This window comes from Coleofasciculus sp. H7-2, from assembly GCF_042747725.1.
Taxonomy (GTDB): domain Bacteria; phylum Cyanobacteriota; class Cyanobacteriia; order Cyanobacteriales; family FACHB-T130; genus FACHB-T130.
The window spans coordinates 47,194-65,906 of the sequence record NZ_JBHZGO010000109.1 but is presented as its reverse complement, the minus strand read 5'-3'; the positions used below and the strand labels follow the sequence as shown (position 1 = coordinate 65,906).

General features: G+C 46.3%; 21 protein-coding genes. 14 read left to right on the top strand and 7 right to left on the bottom strand.

The features are described from left to right. Positions 1 to 20: 20 nt before the first annotated feature. From ACFW2W_RS24320 to ACFW2W_RS24305, 4 genes are all read left to right on the top strand, one after another. A complete protein-coding gene (locus ACFW2W_RS24320; protein WP_378184345.1) occupies positions 21 to 656 on the top strand; it encodes a TetR/AcrR family transcriptional regulator in 636 nt (211 codons plus the stop codon). Between the two features lie 342 nt (positions 657 to 998). Beyond that, positions 999 to 2,120, top strand: a complete 1,122-nt coding sequence (locus ACFW2W_RS24315) for a Rid family detoxifying hydrolase (RefSeq protein ID WP_378184343.1) — start codon at positions 999 to 1,001, stop codon at positions 2,118 to 2,120. A 249-nt stretch (positions 2,121 to 2,369) separates the two neighbouring features. Continuing rightward, the gene (locus ACFW2W_RS24310) at positions 2,370 to 3,365 is read left to right on the top strand and encodes a CobW family GTP-binding protein (protein WP_378184341.1); all 996 of its coding nucleotides are present in this window, start codon (positions 2,370 to 2,372) and stop codon (positions 3,363 to 3,365) included. A 21-nt stretch (positions 3,366 to 3,386) separates the two neighbouring features. Then, entirely contained in the window at positions 3,387 to 4,298 is a 912-nt protein-coding gene (locus ACFW2W_RS24305) for an alpha/beta fold hydrolase (protein ID WP_378184339.1), read from the top strand. A gap of 133 nt (positions 4,299 to 4,431) precedes the next feature. Here ACFW2W_RS24305 and ACFW2W_RS24300 read toward each other — a convergent pair whose 3' ends face one another. Both ACFW2W_RS24300 and ACFW2W_RS24295 read right to left on the bottom strand, forming a co-directional pair. Then, positions 4,432 to 4,755, bottom strand: coding sequence for an aspartyl protease (locus ACFW2W_RS24300; RefSeq protein WP_378184337.1), 324 nt, complete (start codon positions 4,753 to 4,755; stop codon positions 4,432 to 4,434). After that, positions 4,752 to 5,069, bottom strand: coding sequence for a hypothetical protein (locus tag ACFW2W_RS24295; RefSeq protein WP_378184335.1), 318 nt, complete (start codon positions 5,067 to 5,069; stop codon positions 4,752 to 4,754). Before ACFW2W_RS24295 ends, ACFW2W_RS24300 begins: the two co-directional genes overlap by 4 nt. A 180-nt stretch (positions 5,070 to 5,249) precedes the next feature. On the opposite strand from ACFW2W_RS24295, the gene ACFW2W_RS24290 reads away from it, so the two are divergent. From ACFW2W_RS24290 to ACFW2W_RS24280, 3 genes are all read left to right on the top strand, one after another. Continuing rightward, positions 5,250 to 6,218, top strand: a complete 969-nt coding sequence (locus ACFW2W_RS24290; RefSeq protein WP_378184372.1) for a CobW family GTP-binding protein — start codon at positions 5,250 to 5,252, stop codon at positions 6,216 to 6,218. Further along, a complete protein-coding gene (locus ACFW2W_RS24285; RefSeq protein ID WP_378184333.1) occupies positions 6,206 to 7,264 on the top strand; it encodes a WD40 repeat domain-containing protein in 1,059 nt (352 codons plus the stop codon). Before ACFW2W_RS24290 ends, ACFW2W_RS24285 begins: the two co-directional genes overlap by 13 nt. 61 nt (positions 7,265 to 7,325) lie before the next feature. Continuing rightward, positions 7,326 to 7,583 (top strand): hypothetical protein, encoded by a 258-nt coding sequence (locus ACFW2W_RS24280; RefSeq protein ID WP_378184331.1) that lies wholly within the window; start codon positions 7,326 to 7,328, stop codon positions 7,581 to 7,583. Between the two features lie 34 nt (positions 7,584 to 7,617). On the opposite strand, the gene ACFW2W_RS24275 is transcribed toward ACFW2W_RS24280, so the two are convergent. Then, on the bottom strand, positions 7,618 to 8,499 hold the full coding sequence (locus tag ACFW2W_RS24275) for a metal ABC transporter permease (RefSeq protein ID WP_378184329.1): 882 nt from the start codon (positions 8,497 to 8,499) through the stop codon (positions 7,618 to 7,620). A 44-nt stretch (positions 8,500 to 8,543) separates the two neighbouring features. Beyond that, entirely contained in the window at positions 8,544 to 9,263 is a 720-nt protein-coding gene (locus ACFW2W_RS24270; RefSeq protein WP_378184327.1) for a metal ABC transporter ATP-binding protein, read from the bottom strand. 68 nt (positions 9,264 to 9,331) lie between these two features. Between ACFW2W_RS24270 and ACFW2W_RS24265 the strand changes: the two genes are divergently transcribed. Next, positions 9,332 to 10,306 (top strand): metal ABC transporter solute-binding protein, Zn/Mn family, encoded by a 975-nt coding sequence (locus ACFW2W_RS24265; RefSeq protein WP_378184325.1) that lies wholly within the window; start codon positions 9,332 to 9,334, stop codon positions 10,304 to 10,306. Positions 10,307 to 10,344: 38 nt separating this feature from the next. On the opposite strand, the gene ACFW2W_RS24260 is transcribed toward ACFW2W_RS24265, so the two are convergent. The 3 genes from ACFW2W_RS24260 to ACFW2W_RS24250 form a co-directional block, all read right to left on the bottom strand. Then, positions 10,345 to 10,881 (bottom strand): Uma2 family endonuclease, encoded by a 537-nt coding sequence (locus ACFW2W_RS24260; RefSeq protein ID WP_378184323.1) that lies wholly within the window; start codon positions 10,879 to 10,881, stop codon positions 10,345 to 10,347. Positions 10,882 to 11,001: 120 nt separating this feature from the next. Continuing rightward, on the bottom strand, positions 11,002 to 11,658 hold the full coding sequence (locus ACFW2W_RS24255; protein WP_378184321.1) for a (2Fe-2S) ferredoxin domain-containing protein: 657 nt from the start codon (positions 11,656 to 11,658) through the stop codon (positions 11,002 to 11,004). Between the two features lie 18 nt (positions 11,659 to 11,676). After that, the gene (locus ACFW2W_RS24250; RefSeq protein ID WP_378184319.1) at positions 11,677 to 11,949 is read right to left on the bottom strand and encodes an Asr1405/Asl0597 family protein; all 273 of its coding nucleotides are present in this window, start codon (positions 11,947 to 11,949) and stop codon (positions 11,677 to 11,679) included. A 322-nt stretch (positions 11,950 to 12,271) separates the two neighbouring features. Between ACFW2W_RS24250 and ACFW2W_RS24245 the strand changes: the two genes are divergently transcribed. The 6 genes from ACFW2W_RS24245 (at position 12,272) to ACFW2W_RS24220 (ending at position 18,696) form a co-directional block, all read left to right on the top strand. Then, on the top strand, positions 12,272 to 12,826 hold the full coding sequence (locus ACFW2W_RS24245) for a Dps family protein (RefSeq protein ID WP_378184317.1): 555 nt from the start codon (positions 12,272 to 12,274) through the stop codon (positions 12,824 to 12,826). 531 nt (positions 12,827 to 13,357) lie between these two features. Beyond that, on the top strand, positions 13,358 to 16,603 hold the full coding sequence (gene carB, locus ACFW2W_RS24240) for a carbamoyl-phosphate synthase large subunit (RefSeq protein WP_378184315.1): 3,246 nt from the start codon (positions 13,358 to 13,360) through the stop codon (positions 16,601 to 16,603). 92 nt (positions 16,604 to 16,695) lie between these two features. After that, a complete protein-coding gene (locus tag ACFW2W_RS24235; RefSeq protein ID WP_378184313.1) occupies positions 16,696 to 17,022 on the top strand; it encodes a hypothetical protein in 327 nt (108 codons plus the stop codon). A 120-nt stretch (positions 17,023 to 17,142) separates the two neighbouring features. After that, on the top strand, positions 17,143 to 17,301 hold the full coding sequence (locus tag ACFW2W_RS24230) for a hypothetical protein (protein ID WP_378184311.1): 159 nt from the start codon (positions 17,143 to 17,145) through the stop codon (positions 17,299 to 17,301). 440 nt (positions 17,302 to 17,741) lie between these two features. Then, complete coding sequence (locus ACFW2W_RS24225; protein WP_378184309.1) at positions 17,742 to 18,005, top strand: hypothetical protein; 264 nt, start codon at positions 17,742 to 17,744, stop codon at positions 18,003 to 18,005. Continuing rightward, positions 17,974 to 18,696 (top strand): pentapeptide repeat-containing protein, encoded by a 723-nt coding sequence (locus ACFW2W_RS24220; protein WP_378184307.1) that lies wholly within the window; start codon positions 17,974 to 17,976, stop codon positions 18,694 to 18,696. Before ACFW2W_RS24225 ends, ACFW2W_RS24220 begins: the two co-directional genes overlap by 32 nt. Positions 18,697 to 18,713: the final 17 nt, after the last annotated feature.

Here is an 18,713-nt window from a genome sequence, read left to right as displayed (position 1 = left end):
CTATTCATTTATTTCTTAATATGGGAATTTTTAACCGGAAAACAGTAGGGGCAACTAAGCAAGTTGCTCATACAGAAGACGATACCCACACCCGGATTTTACAGGCAGCACAGCGGTTGTTTGCCCGCCACGGATATGAGGGGACAACAACCCGCGATCTTGCCGCGACAGCGGGGGTTGCAGAAGGAACGTTGTTTCGTCATTTTCCTAACAAAAAGGCGATCTTGATTGAGGTGGCGACGCAAGGCTGGGTGGAAATTCTCACGGATTTGTTAACGGAATTGAGCGAAATGGGCAGCTATAAAGCTGTGGCTCAGGTGATGCATCGGCGGATGATGAATCTACGTGAAAATGCGGATATGCTGCGGGTTTGTTTTACAGAAGCGCAGTTTCATCCAGAGTTGCGCGATCGCATCCAAGCTGAAGTAATTGTCAAAATGACGGATGTGGCAGAAGCTTTCTTTCAAACTGCAATGGATAGAGGCACCTATCGCCGCATGAATCCTAGAATTGTCGCCCAAGTTTTCTTAGGGATGTTCACAATCGCCGGTTTTAGCCACGACACGCTATTGGGAGAAAATGCTTCCCCGAAAGCAATGCAAGAAATGGCAGAAGGGTTGGCTGATATTTTCCTAAACGGTGTTTTGGCGAAATAAATTTACTCTGCCAGCCAGCCAGCCAGGGGTTTAAACCCCTGGCTAATAGCTAAAGTCAGTTAAAACTGACTAGCAACCATGTTCTTTAAGTTTGTTGAAACTCACATTTTGCACCATTCTTAACTCGGCGGTTTCAACCGCGTCTACACGAGACTTTACCCGCCTTCACGGGTTTCAAAACCTTTGATTTGTCTTATAGTCCGCGCAGGTGGACTTAGTTTGTGAAGCCGCGATTACGAACATCGCCAGGGCTTATTATAACTTGGAATAAATTCCAAGGCGGCACTGAAGCAAAGCGGTAAACTGATGCAAGTGCGCGATAATTGCTAAGCTAAATCAACAATGGACGCTGAAGAACTTCTAGAAAAATACGCCAAAGGCGAACGAAAATTTCATTCTGTACAACTGAGTGGGGTAAATCTCAAAGGTGCAGACCTTAGTGAAATAAGCCTATTCCAGGGAAATTTGAATGGAGCAGACTTGAGTGATGCAACCCTGACCAAGGCTAATTTGAATAGCGCAAGCCTCAGTAGAGCATCCCTGACAGGTGCAAACTTGAGAGGGGTACAGGGAAATTCACTTAATCTAAGTTGGACAGACCTCAGCGATGCTGACTTGAGTGATGCTGACTTAACTAGCGCAAATCTTACAGGTGCAGATTTGGCTGGAGCAAACTTAACTCAGGCAAACCTAACTAATGTAAACTTGCAAAATGCAAATCTCCAGGGAGCTAAACTCCGGGGAGTAAGTCTGGATAAACTCGATTTGTCAGGCTTGAATCTCGCTGATGCGGATTTAGCTGGAGTATACCTGGGAGAGGCAAACCTTAGAAAAACCTGTTTGCGAGGAGCAAATCTAGAGAGAGCAACACTCCAAAAAGCAGATTTGATAAAGGCTAATCTGGATGGAGCCAACTTGAAGAAAGCAATCTTAACTAATGCCAATATGTATGGAGCGAACATCCAGAATGTGGACTTTAGCGGTGCGATAATGCCTGATGGAGAACGCTACAAACCGGAAGCCTCCGATACAACACCTGCTAAACAAGAAGCATCGTTACCAACACAAATACCCATGACACGCAAAGTAATTCGCACCGAGAACGCACCAGCACCAGTCGGACCGTATAATCAAGCGATCGCTGCCAGCGGTCAGATGATCTTCGTCGCCGGTCAAATTGCCATCGATCCCAGAATCGGCGATATTGTCTACACCGACGATGTAGCTAAGCAAACAGAACAGGTGATGGCTCATCTTGAAGCGATTCTCTCTGCTGCTGGGGCTAAATTTGAAAATGTGGTAAAAACCACCGTTTTTCTCAAAGATATGAATGATTTTGCTGCGGTTAACGCAGTTTATGCTAAATATTTTGACGCAGAGACAGCCCCCGCCCGTGCCTGCGTAGAAGTATCCCGTCTCCCGAAGGATGTGCTGGTAGAAATTGACTGCATTGCGGTGATTTAAGACCGACAGCGCCAAGCGCGATCGCATTGTCGGTAAGCACAGCTCGCTACTCTAACCTACGCCTGTATAGCCTGCAATCGATTGGTAGAAGGGTTTGCCTAAAAAGCACTCCCCGCGAACTGCTATGATAATAGTTATCATTATTAAAATAATCTCGGCATTCTGAGAACCTGCCATGTCATCGGAGATACTGCGCCGCATGGTGCGAATCCATGTCTGCACAGTCGCTCACTTAATCTAGAAAGAGCAATGAACAATCTTACAGCACCTAAACAAAACCTGATTCCGGATATTCCTAAACGGGGAATGCCGGTCACGATCGTTACAGGCTTTTTAGGCAGTGGTAAAACAACGCTGCTTAACCATATTTTGCATAATTGTCAAGACTTAAAGGTAGCAGTTTTAGTTAATGAGTTGGGCGATATTAATATCGATAGCCAGCTATTGATTTCCGTCGAGCAAGATATGATCGAACTAACAAATGGCTGTATTTGTTGCACCATCAACGATGGATTGCTCGATGCAGTTTATCGAGTGATGGAAAGAAGCGATCGCATCGATTACTTAATTGTCGAAACAACCGGAATCGCCGATCCATTACCCATTGCCTTAACGTTTATTAGTACAGATTTGCGCGAGCTAACCAGGCTCGATTCTATCTTGACTTTGGTGGATGTGGAGACATTTACACCAGAGCATTTTGAAAGTGATGCCGCCCTCAATCAGATTTCTTATGGTGACATCATTCTGCTAAACAAAGCAGATTTGGTTCCAGAAGCGCAAGTCAACGAATTGGAAGAATACATCCGCACAATGAAAGTAGGGGCGAGAGTTTTGCGAACCTCCTACGGACAAGTTCCTCTGCCATTAATTTTAGATGTGGGATTTTCCCAAGCGGAATCTTATCTAGCTAAAGAAGAATCCAGCCATCATCACCATCACGATCATTCCCACCACTTAGAAAATGATGGTTTCATGTCATTTTCTTTCCAAAGCGATCGCCCTTTCATTTTAGAGAAATTTCAATATCTTTTAACTGACCAATTGCCAGATGATGTTTTTCGCGCCAAAGGGTTACTCTGGTTTAAGGAGAGCAGTTTGCGTCACATCTTTCAACTGTGTGGCAAACGGATTGAGATGAAAACAGACAAGTGGACTTCTCAGAAAAGCAATCAGCTGGTATTTATTGGGCGTAACTTGAATGTAGCCCAAATTCAACAGCAGTTAAAAAACTGCCTTGAGTAAATAAAATAGGTATTGCGTCTTATGTCAACCTCAACGATTTCTGCACCTACTACTATCGGAATTGGTGGAACCGTTCGGGAATATCTCTGGTCTTGGGAAGGGCAACAATTGCCGATAGTTTATGAAACTCTAGGCAAAGGAGCTCCCATATTACTTTTGCCAGCTTTCAGCACCGTTTCCACACGCTCGGAAATGCGCGGACTGGCAGATTTATTATCATCTCAGTTTCAAGTCGTCGCCCTCGATTGGCCTGGTTTTGGGCGATCGCCTCGTCTACCTTTAAACTACCAACCCACCTTATACCAGCAATTTCTGCAAGATTTTGTCAGAAATGTTTTTGATACGCCAGTAGCCATCGTAGCTGCTGGACACGCTGCTGGTTACGCGATGCAACTAGCGCAGCAACAACCGCCCGTTTTGTCGCGGATTGTTTTAGCGGCTCCCACTTGGCGCGGGCCATTTCCGACAATGATGGGTAAACAGCAAGGGTGGTTTGCAACGCTGAGAAATGTAGTGCGATCGCCCATTTTAGGACAAGCTCTCTACAAGCTAAACACCACCGAATCCTTCATTAGCTTGATGTATCGTCGCCATGTCTATGTTGAACCTGACTCGCTGAGTCCTACCCGACTCGAACAAAAGTTGCAGACAGCACATCAACCAGGAGCGCGTTTTGCTCCCGCCGCCTTCGTCACCGGAGGTTTAGATCCGGTTAATCATCGAGACGATTTTCTCGCCTGGTTTCAGCCTTTACCGTTACCAGTGATGGTAGTCATTGGCGAACAAGCGCCGCCGAAATCAAAGGAAGAAATGGAAGCAATGGCTAATGTCCCAGGAGTGCAGACAGTCAGGCTTCCCGGTTCGTTGGGATTACATGAAGAGTACGCAGATGCTGTAGGCGCTGCTATCTTGCAATTTTTGATGGGTGAATGAGCGCGATCGCCTTGACTCAGCTTCCTATAGATAGAGCGATCGCCAATTTAGTGAGGAGTTAGAACTTTAGAGCGATCGCTTTATCTCATCAAATTGCTCCCAGCGTCAACACCCCTGACGGCATATCTACAATTCACTGCCGAGTTTTTAACCACTGACGACCGAGTAAAATTTCCGGTACTCCATCCCCAACATGGACAGGAATATCAAACTCTTGTCCATCTATCCGCACCTTTCCCACATAGATATCGAAACTTGTATCCCCCTGTGCTGTTCTCATGGTTCGGTTAGTTACATAAGTCCAATCTAGCCCTTCTAAATCCTGGTCATTAATGGCTAACCAAGCTGAGAAACCCGTATCTAACATAGCATCAACTGGTAGTTCTAATCCTTCAGTAGCAATTAAATCAATTTCAAAAAATAGCTCATCATCATCGCCCAAGTTGCCCTGGATCATATCGTTCCAGATACCCCTGTTTCATTAATCCGGAAAAGGTACAGCTTAGCATTCCGGTGCTTTTCTTGCGCCTTCTGCGTAGCAACTTCTTCATCCTTATCAATGAAATAATCTCCACTATCAGGTTCAACCGATATATACCAGTTGTAATGAGTCTCGATCAGCTCAGGCTGAACTCTTTTAAAAATTACCTCGCACCGCTGACGAAATGCTTCTCTTTCAGTTTTCCTGGCTTGCTTCTTTTCTTCTGACCACTGGATTTCCGGAAAGATTCTACCTCGACGCGCTTTTGCAGTAGGCTTTGTTTCAGTCATTGTTTTTTCCTCCTTTATCTGTTTTCTAATTATCGTTAAATTTTAGATAAAAATATATCTTGTTAAGGAAGGCGCGAAATGCTTCACGAGCAATACCGCTTTGCGCCCTCACCCTTCCTCTGGGTTGCCGCTCATAATGTAATAATGATAATCATTATTACAAAACCAGAGGAATTCATCATGGTACAAGCGCCGACAAACACCATTCCCGTCACCGTTCTCACCGGATACCTGGGTGCGGGGAAGACGACGCTCTTAAATCGCATCCTGACTCACGAACACGGGCTGAAGGTGGCGGTGATTGTCAATGAGTTCGGGGAAGTCGGGATTGATAACCAACTGATTGTCAATACCGATGAAGAAATCTTTGAGATGAACAACGGCTGCATCTGCTGTACGGTGCGCGGCGACTTGATTCGGATTATCAGCAACTTGATGAAGCGGCGGAACAAGTTTGACCATTTGGTGATTGAAACTACCGGACTCGCCGATCCTGCGCCGGTGATTCAAACATTTTTTGTGGATGAGGATATGCGCGATCGCGTCCAGTTAGACGCTGTAGTGACAGTTGTAGATGCTCTTCACATCTGGAATCACTGGGAGGCGGATGAAGCGCAGGAACAGATTGCCTTTGCCGATGTGATTTTGCTTAACAAAACTGACTTGGTGACACCAGAACAACTTGATGAGCTTGAAAAGCGGATTCGCTCAATGAATGCGATCGCAAAAATCTATCGCACCCGCAACTCCGAGCTAGATATGGAGGCACTTTTAGGAGTAAAAGCATTTGACTTAAATCGGGCGTTGGAAATTGACCCACAATTTTTAAATGAAGATGCCCACGAACACGATGAAACGGTGTATTCAATTGCTTTGGTTGAATCGAAACCACTTAACTTTGAAAAGCTCAACAATTGGATAAGTTACCTATTGCAAACTCAGGGTCAAGATATCTTTCGGATGAAAGGCATTCTCAATATTGCTGGCGAAGACCGCCGTTATGTATTCCAAGGCGTACATATGCTATTTGAGGGAAACCCTGACCGCGCCTGGAAACCCGACGAAGAACGCAAAAATGAACTCGTTTTCATCGGTCGCAATCTCAACGAATCCCAACTAAAAGAGGACTTTCAAGGATGCCTAGCGTAAAGGAACCACTGCTTAAATTGGCGAAGCAAGGAACCCTCTCCGATTACGTAACAGTTGTTGCTTGGTCGCCCGATGGCACAATAGCAGCAAGTTCCGCCGCTGGAGAAGTGATGCTTTTGCACAGTGAGGAAACCACCCTCTTACAATCAGCTAACGGTAACTCTGTAGACTGTTTAGCTTTTTCTAAAGACGGGCAATTTTTAGCAGCAGGAGGACAAGATGGAGGGGTGAATATTTGGCAATTAAATGCTGGGGAATTAATTGCAAGTTTGAAAAATGCACCCACTTGGGTTGACCAGATGGCTTGGAGTCCCAGCAGTAATTTGTTGGCTTTCAGTTTGGGGCGCTTCGTACAAGTTTGGGATGCCGATCAACGCGAAATTGCCGCAACTCTAGATTTTGCCGAATCTTCCGTTTTAAATATTAATTGGCATCCCAACGGTCAGGGGTTAACAGTTGGCGGCTATCAAGGGGTGAAAATTTGGAATCCCCAAGATTGGGACGACGATCCCTATATGATGTCGATTGATTCTGCTAGTTTAGCGATCGCTTGGTCGCCTGATGGCAAATACCTCGCCTCTGGCAATCTAGATCGCACCATCACCGTCTTAGAGTGGAACAATCCCCACCCCTGGATTATGCGAGGCTTTCCCGGTAAAATTCGCCACCTAGCTTGGTCGCAAGCACTGACAAAAACAGGTGCGCCCCTCTTAGCCAGCGCCAGCGCCGAATGTATTGTCGTCTGGGAAAAGCACCCAGATGTCTCTCGCGCTTGGGAAGGTCGAGTGATAGAAAGGCATACAGAAGTCGTACAAGCCATTACTTTTCAACCAAACACCTTCCTCCTAGCTTCAGCATCGGAAGATGGCTGCGTGTGTCTGTGGCACAGAGCCAAGAGCATAGCCCAAAACCTCTCTGGCGCACCTGACGGCTTTTCCTGCCTTGCATGGCATCCCCAAGGGCATCAACTCGCCGCCGGGGGGAACAACGGCGAAATACTAATTTGGTCGCCAAGCCAACGCGGTCAAGGATTTGGTCGCCGTTGAGCGAAACTTAGCTGACTGTTTATTGGCTATAATGCCATCAAAAACTGTCAGCTTTTAAATTATGAACAAAACTGCTCTGGCAATGCTAGCCTGCCCTGTAATTTTGGCATCAATGTTACTGTTAGCTAATGCAGCACAAGCCGCTGAAGCTTCAAATGCCATGCTGTCTGCACCAACTGCACATGCACAAGTTGTTGTAGCGGATCAACAAGTTCCCGCATCTGTGCAACCGAGTAATCCGATCAAAGACCAAATGGGTTGCAGATGCGCTGCTTGCACAAAGGCTTTGAGTCAAATGCAAGGTCAGTTTACCCTTTAGTCAGGATGCAGAGGCGGCGATGCGCTAACCCCCATCACCGCCTCCACTGTTTCATTTGTCGCAAAATCTTTGTCGAACGATTAGCTGTTCCCGCCTGAGTCAAAATTCCTTGGGAAGGACTAAACAGCAAGGCTAGTAAAAACAATCCAGAGACAACTAACACAATTGCTGGTCCAGATGGGACATTCAAGTAATAGCTAATATACAAACCGCTGACACTAGCAATTACGGCAATTATTGCACCTAATCCCATCATTAGGTGCAATTCTTTTACTAATAAATAGGCAGTAATACCAGGGCCAATTAACAGGGATACGACTAAGACAACTCCCACCGCTTGCATACTAGCAATGATAGTGAGAGTAATCGCCGCCATCAATCCACAATGAATGAAATTACCCGGCAATCCGATAGCCTGAGCGCCTAACGGATCGAAAGTATAAAATAAAAGTTCTTTATAAAAAAGCTTGACTAACAATAAAACAATAATAGTAATAATGAAAGTTCTCAGAGCATCTGCACTGGTTACGCCTAAAATATCTCCGAATAGAAAACTATTCAAATCCAATTTACTTCTCAAAAGAGTAATCAGAGTAACACCCAAAGCAAAGAAACCAGAATAAACCAAACCCAATGCGGCATCAATCTTCACTCGTGATTGAGACTGAATCCAGGCAACCACAAAAGTGCTGATAGTACCTGAAATAAAAGCACCAACGAGAATATCAACACCCAAAAAGAATGCGATCGCTAGTCCCGGTAAAACCGAATGAGCGATCGCATCCCCCAGTAATGCCATACGTTGGACAATCAAATAACTGCCCACCACAGAGCAAAGAACGCCTACCATAACCGCAGTAGCGATCGCCTGACGCATAAACTCAAAACTCAATGGTTCAATTAGCCAGTTAGCCATTAGTTATTAGTCATTGGTTATTAGGAATTCAATCAAAACTCTATTCAAGTAGCAAACCAATTCAAATTGTAGCCATAAGCTTCTTGAATATTAGCAGCAGTAAACACTTTCTGACGCGAACCAGTCGCAATTAACTGTTTATTCAATAACAAAAAATTATCATATTGACTCAAACTTTCACCCAAATCGTGACTAATAACCAAAAGAGTTTTCCCAACCGCCTTCAGTTCCGCAAAAATAGCAAAAATAACTTCTTCCGTCTTCTTATCAATCCCGACAAATGGCTCATCAAAAAAGAATAACTCAGCTTCCTGTGCAAGACTTCGTGCCAAAAATACCCGTTGCTGCTGTCCCCCCGACAACTCCCCAATCTGCTTTTTTCGCAAATCCAGCATCCCTACTCGCCGCAACGCCGCCGCCACAACTTCCTCAGATTGACAAGTGGGTTGGCGAAACCAACCTGTATGACGAGTCCGCGCCATCATCACCACATTCCAAGCCGTAATCGGATAATCCCAGTCTATTTGCGATCGCTGCGGCACATACGCCACCTGCTGCAACTGCTGTTTCAGTGAACGGGCGCGAAACTTCACTACTCCACTCCTTGCCGGAATCAAGCCCAGAATCGCCTTAAGCATCGTACTCTTACCCGCTCCATTCGGCCCAATCACTCCCACCACTTGCCCTGGTTCCAAACGGAAACTGACATTCTCTAACGCGCAAACTCCCCGGTAGTTGACAGCTAAATGCTGAACCTCTAACATGACCTGTTATACTTGATAATGATTATCATTTTTATTAAAACATCAATTCGCTAGGAATGTTACAGAACATGAAATTAAACTTGAAAATTATCGGAGTAGCGATCGTCTTTGGACTAATGGGGTGTAATTCAGCACCAGTTGACCCAATTAGCATACCGACAAATACCAACAAGAATCAGCCGCAAGTCGTAGCAACCACCGATATTCTGTGTGACTTAACACAAGAAATTGCCCAAAACACGATCGATCTCACCTGCTTAATTAATCCTGGCACCGATCCGCACCTGTATCAACCGAAACCAGAAGATCGAAAAGTCATTGAGAACGCCAAACTGATTCTCTACGCAGGCTATGATTTTGAACCAGGTTTAATTAAATTAATCCAAGCAACTAAAAATCCAGCCCTCAAAATTGCCGTGAATGAGATTGCCGTTCCCAACCCCGAACCATTTCAGGAGAATGGCGAAACCGTTCCCGATCCTCACGTTTGGCACGATGCCAAAAATGGCATCCGGATTGTGGAAACCATACGCAGCAACTTGGAAAAATTAGCCCCCAGCAATGCGGTACTTTATAACAGCAACGCCGAAAAAATAACAAGTGAACTTCGGCAGGTAGATAGTTGGATTAAAACTCAAGTTGCCACAATTCCCCCCACTCAACGCAAATTAGTTACAACTCATGATGCCCTAGGTTACTATGTCAAAGCTTACGGCTTGTCTTTTGAAGGGGCTTTGGGTGGACTGAGTACGGAAGAAAAACCCACCGCCGCACGAGTGAAAGCACTCGTTAAAGACATCAAAAACGTTGGTGTCCCCACAATTTTTGCAGAAACAACAACGAACCCCAGACTGATTGAAGCGGTAGCTAAAGAGGCGAATGTCAAAGTTTCAGACAGAGAACTATTTGCCGATAGTCTCGGTGCATCAGGAACCGAAGGCGAAAATTACCAGGGAATGCTGATTGCCAATACGCGCACCCTTGTCGAAGGATTGGGAGGAAAATATACTCCTTTAAAGGCGAAAAATTATAGTCAGCCTTAATAAATAAGGCAGGCAATCACCCTACTTAACGTAGATTTTCAAGCTAACAATTCATCTACCGCTACACTAAATCCTGTGAGTACCAATTGCGTACTTACCACATCACCAGTGTTAAACCCTAATGTCTGACTTTGAGTAATTAACAACACCCGACGACTTTCAGGAAATACCAGCCAAACTTCCTCACAACCCGATTCTAAATACTCGCTTGCTTTAGCAAACAAATCCTCGGCTGAATCGGTTGGAGAAGCGATTTCAGCAATTAGCGGCGGACTTTGTGGTAAGGCTCCTGCCTCACCAAACTGCGCTACCAATTCCGCTGTGAGATAGGATACATCAGGACGACGACCCTGCTTCAAAGTCCGACAGGGAAGTTCTACAACAACCTCTCCTCCTTGTCCAGATTGGGTAATGGAATTTCCCCAGTAAAGAACCAACTTACCCTGAACCCGACTGTGTTTTACCGTCATTCCCGTTTTCTCCACAAGTTGTCCATCTACCCACTCCATGTATTCGGGGGGGTTAGTCATAAAGTCTTCTAGAGAGAAGCTTTCGGTTACAGTAGCGATCGCCATAGTCATCTACTCGCTTTGGTCAGATACTAATATTATGACAGGCTGCACATTGCAGATACCCCCAACTTCCCGATCAAAAGAAGTTGGGGGTATCTATTGTCTAAAAATTACGAAACATTATTAACGAACCCTAACTGTTTCGCACTCCAAACGAGGTGCAGTTAATTGGGATATCATTTCATCTGGAAAATGTTTATCTATAATGTCAGGAATTTCTGTAGCGTCAATCCGAGTGTAGCGGGTTTTGTCTGGCATAACGATATTTGGACCAGCTTTGCAACGCTTCATACAGCCAGTTCCTTTAATCGTAACCTGGTTGTCCAAGCCGCGATCGCGCAAACCTTCTTCCAAAGCCTGACAAACTTTATTAGCCCCCAACTTGCAACAATCTGACTTTTTACACACCAAGATTGTCGCTTTGACGCCGGAAGGTAGAGGTAATTTTTTAGCAGGTGCAGGCGTTTCTTGAATCGCCTCTACTTGTGCAACTTCCTGAAATTGGCTGGGAGGAACACCGGGTTTAACCAGATAAGCTTTTTGTTTGACTTCGCCGCTTTTCAACTTGAGCTTGGTTTCGCCAAAAACCTCAACCCAAGTACCGGGTGTCACTGCTGAGCGAAACAGGGAAATTCGAGCTTCTTTGGCAAGCTTGATCTGACATTCACCCTCTGAAGTTGCGAGTCTCAAATATTTAATTTTATAGCCATCTTCCATGACAAAACCGAGTAACCATCCCTCAAGCCGGAATTCGGAAATGTTGTGTTTAAACTTACTCATACTTTTTTAAAACCTCTTTTAATTTTCTTTTGGATCGTTACTCGTCTGCCAGCAGCGTTCCAGATGGCTCACTAACTCGCCGCGCGGTGCGGTTAACTGCCTGACAACACTCCACAGCTGAATCGCTGCTGTAGTGCTGTAAACCTCAACCAGCAAGGGCTGGTCAACCGCACACCCACAGGCAATTCCTAACTCTCGCAAGCGGTAATAAACTTGCCACCGACACGCTCTATTCACCTCAACAACCTTGCCTGTTTCTGGTTGTGGCTCGATTGGCTCTATTGGATTCATTCGTTCCCACAGACGCGAAAAATTAGCATTGTGTGTGACTTCCCTTAACTAGCTAGCCTTTCCGATAATTCCCTGATGTAGGGAATTTTTCCAATTCCACCCTAGATACTACATATAACTCAAACGACAACAATTCTCAACTAGCTTAACTGAAAATTTAATTGTTTGAGAGAAATAGGCAAAGATACAACCGAATAACCCAGTGCTTGCTGCGGATGCGGGTCAAACTGGCTCAGACTATAGTTAGACGCCAAAATTGGTTTAGCGTGATAAACTTACTCCATTGGCAACAACCGTTGCTTATTGAGAGGAGAACACAACGATGTCCGAAACTCAGAGTGTATTGCGCTCCTTCGGTCAGGTTTATGACAATCCGGTGTTGCTGGATCGCAGTATCACCGCGCCGGTTTGTGAAGGCTTCAACATTGCTCTAGCGAGTTTTCAGGCGCTGTACCTGCAATATCAAAAGCATCATTTTGTGGTCGAAGGTTCGGAATTTTATATGCTGCACGAGTTCTTCAGCGAAAGCTACGAACAGGTGCAGGGACACGTTCATGATATTGGCGAACGTTTGGATGGACTCGGTGGCGTGCCAGTAGCTGGCTTTGCCAAGCTAGCAGAACTGTGCTGCTTCACGCCAGAAGATGAAGGGGTATTTTCTTGCCGCCTGATGGTGGAACACGACTTAGTCGCCGAGCAAGCGATGATTCAGCTAATCCGGCGTCAGGCAGGACAAGCAGAAAGTTTGGGCGATCGCGCTACCCGCTATTTGTACGAAACAATCTTGCTGAAAACCGAAGAGCGGGCTTATCATCTGGCTCACTTCCTCGCTAAAGACAGCTTGACCTTGGGTTTTGTCCAGAGTACGAATAATTAGCTGCCTCTTGAATCCAGTTGAGGTAAGCTAGATGTAGCCAAAATATGCAGGCTGCTAAAATTTTCAGCGCCTAACCTGCGGTTCTTTAAGACAGAGAGTAACACTAACTGAGCAGAGAGAAGATATCTTCTCTCTGCTTGCTTATTATGAAGTTTTAAAGGATCTTATTAAGTTGTAGGGAACAATTTATCTTAAGTTTATTGAAATTAGTTGTCAACTAGCCTAAAAGACAGATTTCTTGGCTTCCATACATCATGAGAGCCGAGGAGTTTCAGAATCTAGGGGCGGGTGTGACCTAATAACGGTAGAGACGCGATCGCCTTGTCTCTACAACCAATAGCCTCACTCAAACCACCCTATCGAGGGTCGTGGGGTTGTACCAACAAGACACTCGCCAGTTGACATAAAAGAAGTTGCACAAACCTTTAGTCATCAAATCTTAGACAAATTAGCAAAAACCACTACCAAGCACAGGGAAGAAAGCCCTTAAAATAATCTGGACTTAAAACAGTCACGCTAGGACAAACAACTATGCCCCGCCGCCAGGACATCCACAAAATTCTGTTATTAGGCTCTGGTCCGATTGTGATTGGACAAGCCTGCGAGTTTGACTATTCAGGCACTCAAGCCTGTAAGGCGCTCCGGGAGGAAGGATATGAAGTAGTGCTGGTGAACTCGAATCCAGCCAGCATTATGACCGACCCGGAAACTGCTGACCGTACCTATATTGAACCGTTGACGCCAGAAATCGTAGAAAAGGTGATCGCCAAAGAACGACCTGACGCCTTATTGCCAACGATGGGAGGTCAGACAGCTCTGAATCTAGCCGTCGCTCTTGCCAAAAATGGAGTATTGGAAAAGTACGGTGTTGAGTTAATCGGAGCCAAATTACCAGCTATTGAGAAAGCCGAAGACCGCCTACTGTTTAAGGAAGCGATGGCGAAAATTGGGGTGCCAGTTTGTCCGTCGGGAATTGCTAATACATTAGAAGAATCGAAGGCGATCGCGTCCCAAATTGGCACCTATCCCTTAATTATCCGCCCTGCTTATACCCTGGGCGGCACCGGCGGCGGTATTTCCTACAACCAGGAAGAATTTGAAGAAATGGCTCAGGGCGGTCTGGATGCCAGCCCGGTGTCGCAAATTCTCATCGAACAGTCGCTGCTGGGTTGGAAAGAGTACGAACTAGAAGTCATGCGCGATTTGGCAGATAACGTCGTGATTATCTGCTCGATTGAGAACCTTGACCCGATGGGCATCCACACCGGCGACTCGATTACCGTAGCACCCGCGCAAACGCTCACCGATAAGGAATACCAGCGGTTGCGGGATGCGTCGATTAAAATTATCCGCGAGATTGGGGTAGAAACCGGCGGCTCGAATATTCAGTTTGCGGTTAATCCCCTCACTGGCGACCTGATTGTAATTGAGATGAACCCCCGCGTTTCCCGCAGTTCTGCCTTGGCTTCTAAGGCGACGGGGTTCCCGATTGCCAAGATAGCGGCGAAGTTGGCGGTAGGCTATACCCTCGACGAAATTCCCAACGATATCACCAAGAAGACCCCGGCATCCTTTGAGCCGACAATTGACTATGTGGTGACGAAAGTACCCCGATTTGCCTTTGAGAAATTTCCCGGTTCTCAGGCCATCCTGACGACGCAGATGAAGTCGGTGGGAGAAGTAATGGCGATTGGGCGGACGTTCTGCGAGTCGTTCCAGAAAGCGTTAAGAGGCTTGGAAACGGGTCGCACTGGTTGGGGATGCGACAAGAGCGAGAAATTGCCGAGTTTGGAGCAAATTCGTTCTGGACTGCGGACGCCTCATCCAGACAGAATTTTTACCGTTCGTCATGCCATGTTGATGGGGATGACGGTAGAGGAAATCTATGAACTGACGGGAATCGATCCGTGGTTCCTAGATAAGATGCAACAACTGTTGGAAACAGAGAAGTTCCTGAAGCGAAGCAAGCTGAAAGACCTGACGAAAGAAAAGCTGTGGGACATCAAGCGGCAAGGTTTTAGCGATCGCCAGATCGCCTACGGCACCAAAACAACAGAAGATGAAGTCCGCACCTACCGGAAGAATTTGGGCGTTGTACCCGTCTACAAAACCGTGGATACCTGTGCGGCGGAATTTGAGGCGCTGACTCCTTATTACTACTCGACTTACGAGGAAGAATCGGAGGTATTGCCTTCTACTAAGCGCAAGGTGATGATTTTAGGCGGTGGTCCGAACCGGATTGGACAGGGGATTGAGTTTGACTACTGTTGTTGTCATGCGGCTTATGCCTTATCCAAAGAAGGGTTTGAGACGATTATGGTCAATTCAAACCCGGAGACAGTTTCCACCGATTATGATACGAGCGATCGCCTCTACTTTGAGCCGCTGACGAAAGAAGATGTCCTCAATATCATCGAGGTGGAACAGCCAGAAGGGATTATTGTCCAGTTTGGGGGTCAGACGCCGCTAAAATTGGCTTTGCCATTGCAGGCATATCTGCAATCCCACCCCGAAATTACCGCTAAAATTTGGGGAACCTCGCCAGATTCGATTGACACCGCCGAAGACCGAGAGCGATTTGAAAAAATCCTGCGGGAACTCGATATCAAGCAGCCAGCGAACGGAATTGCTCGAAGTTATGAAGACGCCTTAGTTGTCGCGCAGCGCATTGGCTACCCCGTCGTGGTGCGTCCTTCTTATGTATTGGGAGGACGGGCGATGGAAATTGTCTACTCTGATGAGGATTTGCAGCGCTACATGATGTATGCGGTGCTGGTGGAACCCGATCATCCCATCTTGATCGACAAGTTTCTGGAAAATGCGATTGAGGTAGATGTGGATGCGATCGCTGACCACACTGGCACGGTCGTGATTGGCGGCATCATGGAGCATATCGAACAAGCAGGCATTCACTCTGGGGATTCTGCCTGTTCCTTGCCCCATACTTCCCTATCGGAAGCGGTCTTGGATACCATTCGTACCTGGACTTTCGATCTCGCCAAATCCCTCAAGGTGATTGGGTTGATGAATATCCAGTTTGCAGTTCAAGGGGAACAAGTTTACATTCTAGAAGCCAACCCCAGAGCTTCGCGCACCATCCCTTATGTCTCCAAAGCGACTGGAGTGCCCCTAGCAGCCCTGGCGTCCCGAATTATGGCAGGTGCCACGCTGGAATCCCTCGGCTTGACAGAGGAGGTGCTGCCGCGTCACGTTGCCGTCAAGGAAGCCGTGCTGCCTTTTGAGAAATTTCCCGGTGCTGACACCCTTCTGGGGCCAGAAATGCGCTCGACGGGAGAAGTGATGGGGATTGACGTGGATTTCGGAAGAGCGTTTGCTAAGGCGGCGTTAGCAGCGGGACAGCGGTTGCCCTTATCTGGCACGGTGTTCGTCTCGATGAACGACCGGGACAAGGCGGCGGCGGTGCCGGTGGTCAGAGATTTGATTGAATTGGGCTTTCATATTGTCGCCACCGTCGGCACGCGCAAAGTGCTGCGGGAACATGGGCTAGAGGTGGATGTGGTGCTGAAACTGCATGAGGGGCGTCCTCACGTTCTGGATGCGATCAAAAATAACAAGATTCAGCTAATTATCACCACACCTTCTGGGGAAGAAGCACAGGCGGATGGACGCTTGATTCGTCGCAGCGCACTCACTTACAAAATACCCATGATCACGACGATTGCAGGTGCCAAAGCCACTGCGGCAGCGATTCGCGCCTTGCAGTCAGCTCCTTTGGAGGTGAAAGCACTGCAAGACTATATCGGCATCGGCAACTAGATGTCAGATGCCCTTAGGGAAATTCGCAATGATTCCTAGGGGATTTTACGCAAGCTTGCTTACACAAACCTGTTTTCTTGAAGAAAACGGGTTTGCGCTCTTTCAAAACTAAGCCGAAAACCGGGCAAATGCGATCGCTTCCTTACTTAAGTCGGGTTTTGAAAGAGCGAAGCATCCGCGTTCTTGCACCCTTTCACGTTCCAAATGTCAAGCTTGTCATCCCAGCAACCTGCAATAATCTGTGGCAATTTATTGGCAAATGTTATGAATTATGGGGGATAGGTATAGATTTATTGCACAAATGCTTCGCCCTCGTAAAGGCAACGGTTCGGAGTAACTTATCTAAGATTTTTTGCCAGTCACAGAAATTACTAATTAATTTAATTGTCACCAAATCATCAGATTCGCCTTCTATCTAGAAGCGTGGATTTCCAACTACTTTTTTAGGCAATTTGGTAGAAACTTGACTGGAAAGGCACATTGCTCAAAGGGAATATCGCATGACTAAGGTATCATAATTTACACGGCAACTTGGCTCGGTGTTTCCCCTAACGCGACCGAGCCGATGCGATCGCCAAATAGCCGAGTCATTGCAGCATACGCTGTGTGCTACGCAACACGATCGCTACATAGGCGATCGCACAAAGTACCTCAGATTGGTTAAAGTTAAACGCTCTTCCTCCGAGTCTGATAGATGAGTGCCCGGAACGATCCCAGCTATTTTTGCAATGCCAACAAATTGAACCTCAGACAAAAACAACCGTAAAGTTTTTTCGAGCGAGTTCCAGCAAGGAATCGATACAGGACTTACGCGCCTATACATATAGCGTTTTTTCGGGTTCAATCCCCCTGTGGTTGCCCTCAGATGTCGCGCAAGTTGCGTAAGTCCGGCGCTACTTAAGTAGAGTTAGTATAAAGAAATATAAGTATTCACTTTTATTTTACTGGTTAAACCTAAAAAATAGTTTCTAGAACCCATGCATCATCAGACATCTGGATGAGGATGAGTTTGTTGGGTTTCCGTAACTTGATGAACCCCCGAATTCACGTAAATTTTTAGTGGAGATTGCACCAGCGATCGCAGTCCAATGTTATTTTTATAATGGGTCTACTTAAGCTAATGATGTTGAGGTAAGAAATGCAATACTCCAATCCTAAAAGATTACACCTAGAGATCCTTGAAGATGAATCAACAGATAATCTAGATAAATCCTTAGAAGCAATTTTGGCTCAGCTAGAGCAAAATAACCAATTTATAACTGAATATCCGGATTTCGAGGAACTGGGGTTGAAGCATATTAGTCGTAACAAGAGGGCAGTAATAGAGAGAATGATTGCCCTCTGCCTATTCAAGTCCAAACTAAAGCCTAATGAAAGCAGGACAGAGTTTGAATGTGCCTAATGAGAAATCTCTCCAGCGACTTAGAGACTTGATCTTGCACGTTGTAGAGGCAGATACAGATAACTTCGTTGAATTAGCAGAAATTGCTGGATTAAATCCCGTTAAAGATTTCGCGGGTGCTAATCTAAGTGGCGTTGACCTACATGGTGCCGACTTGAGCGGTGCTATTTTGCTCGGTACAATGCTGCTGGGTGCCAACCTCATTGGTGCCGATCTCGCGGGTGCCAAGCTGAGTAAAGCCAACTTGAATATGGCTGATTTGAGTGGTGCCAATTTGCTCAGTGCCAATCTTAACAGAGCTGACGCCATCAAAATCTGTTTGATGGGTGCCAACTTGATTGGTGCTAACCTCAACAGTGCCAACTTGCTGTGTGCCCAACTGAATGAGGCTCAAATGATTGGAGCCGACCTTTGTCGTGCCAACTTGGTTGATGCTTCCTTGTGTAATGTCAACCTTAGTGAGGCGAACTTGAGTTATGCTATCCTGCGTCGTGCCGACCTGAGTAGTGGCACGTTGATAGGGGCAAACTTGATGGGTGCCGACTTAAGCGGCGCTGACCTGCGTCGTGCCAATTTGAGCGATGCTGATTTAGCGACTGTAAAAGTGGAAAAGGCTCGATTTGGACAGAACACAGGACTTTCAGAAACGATAAAGCGTGACTTGAAGCGGCGAGGGGCAATCTGGCTTTGATGTTCGCGCTCGTCGTT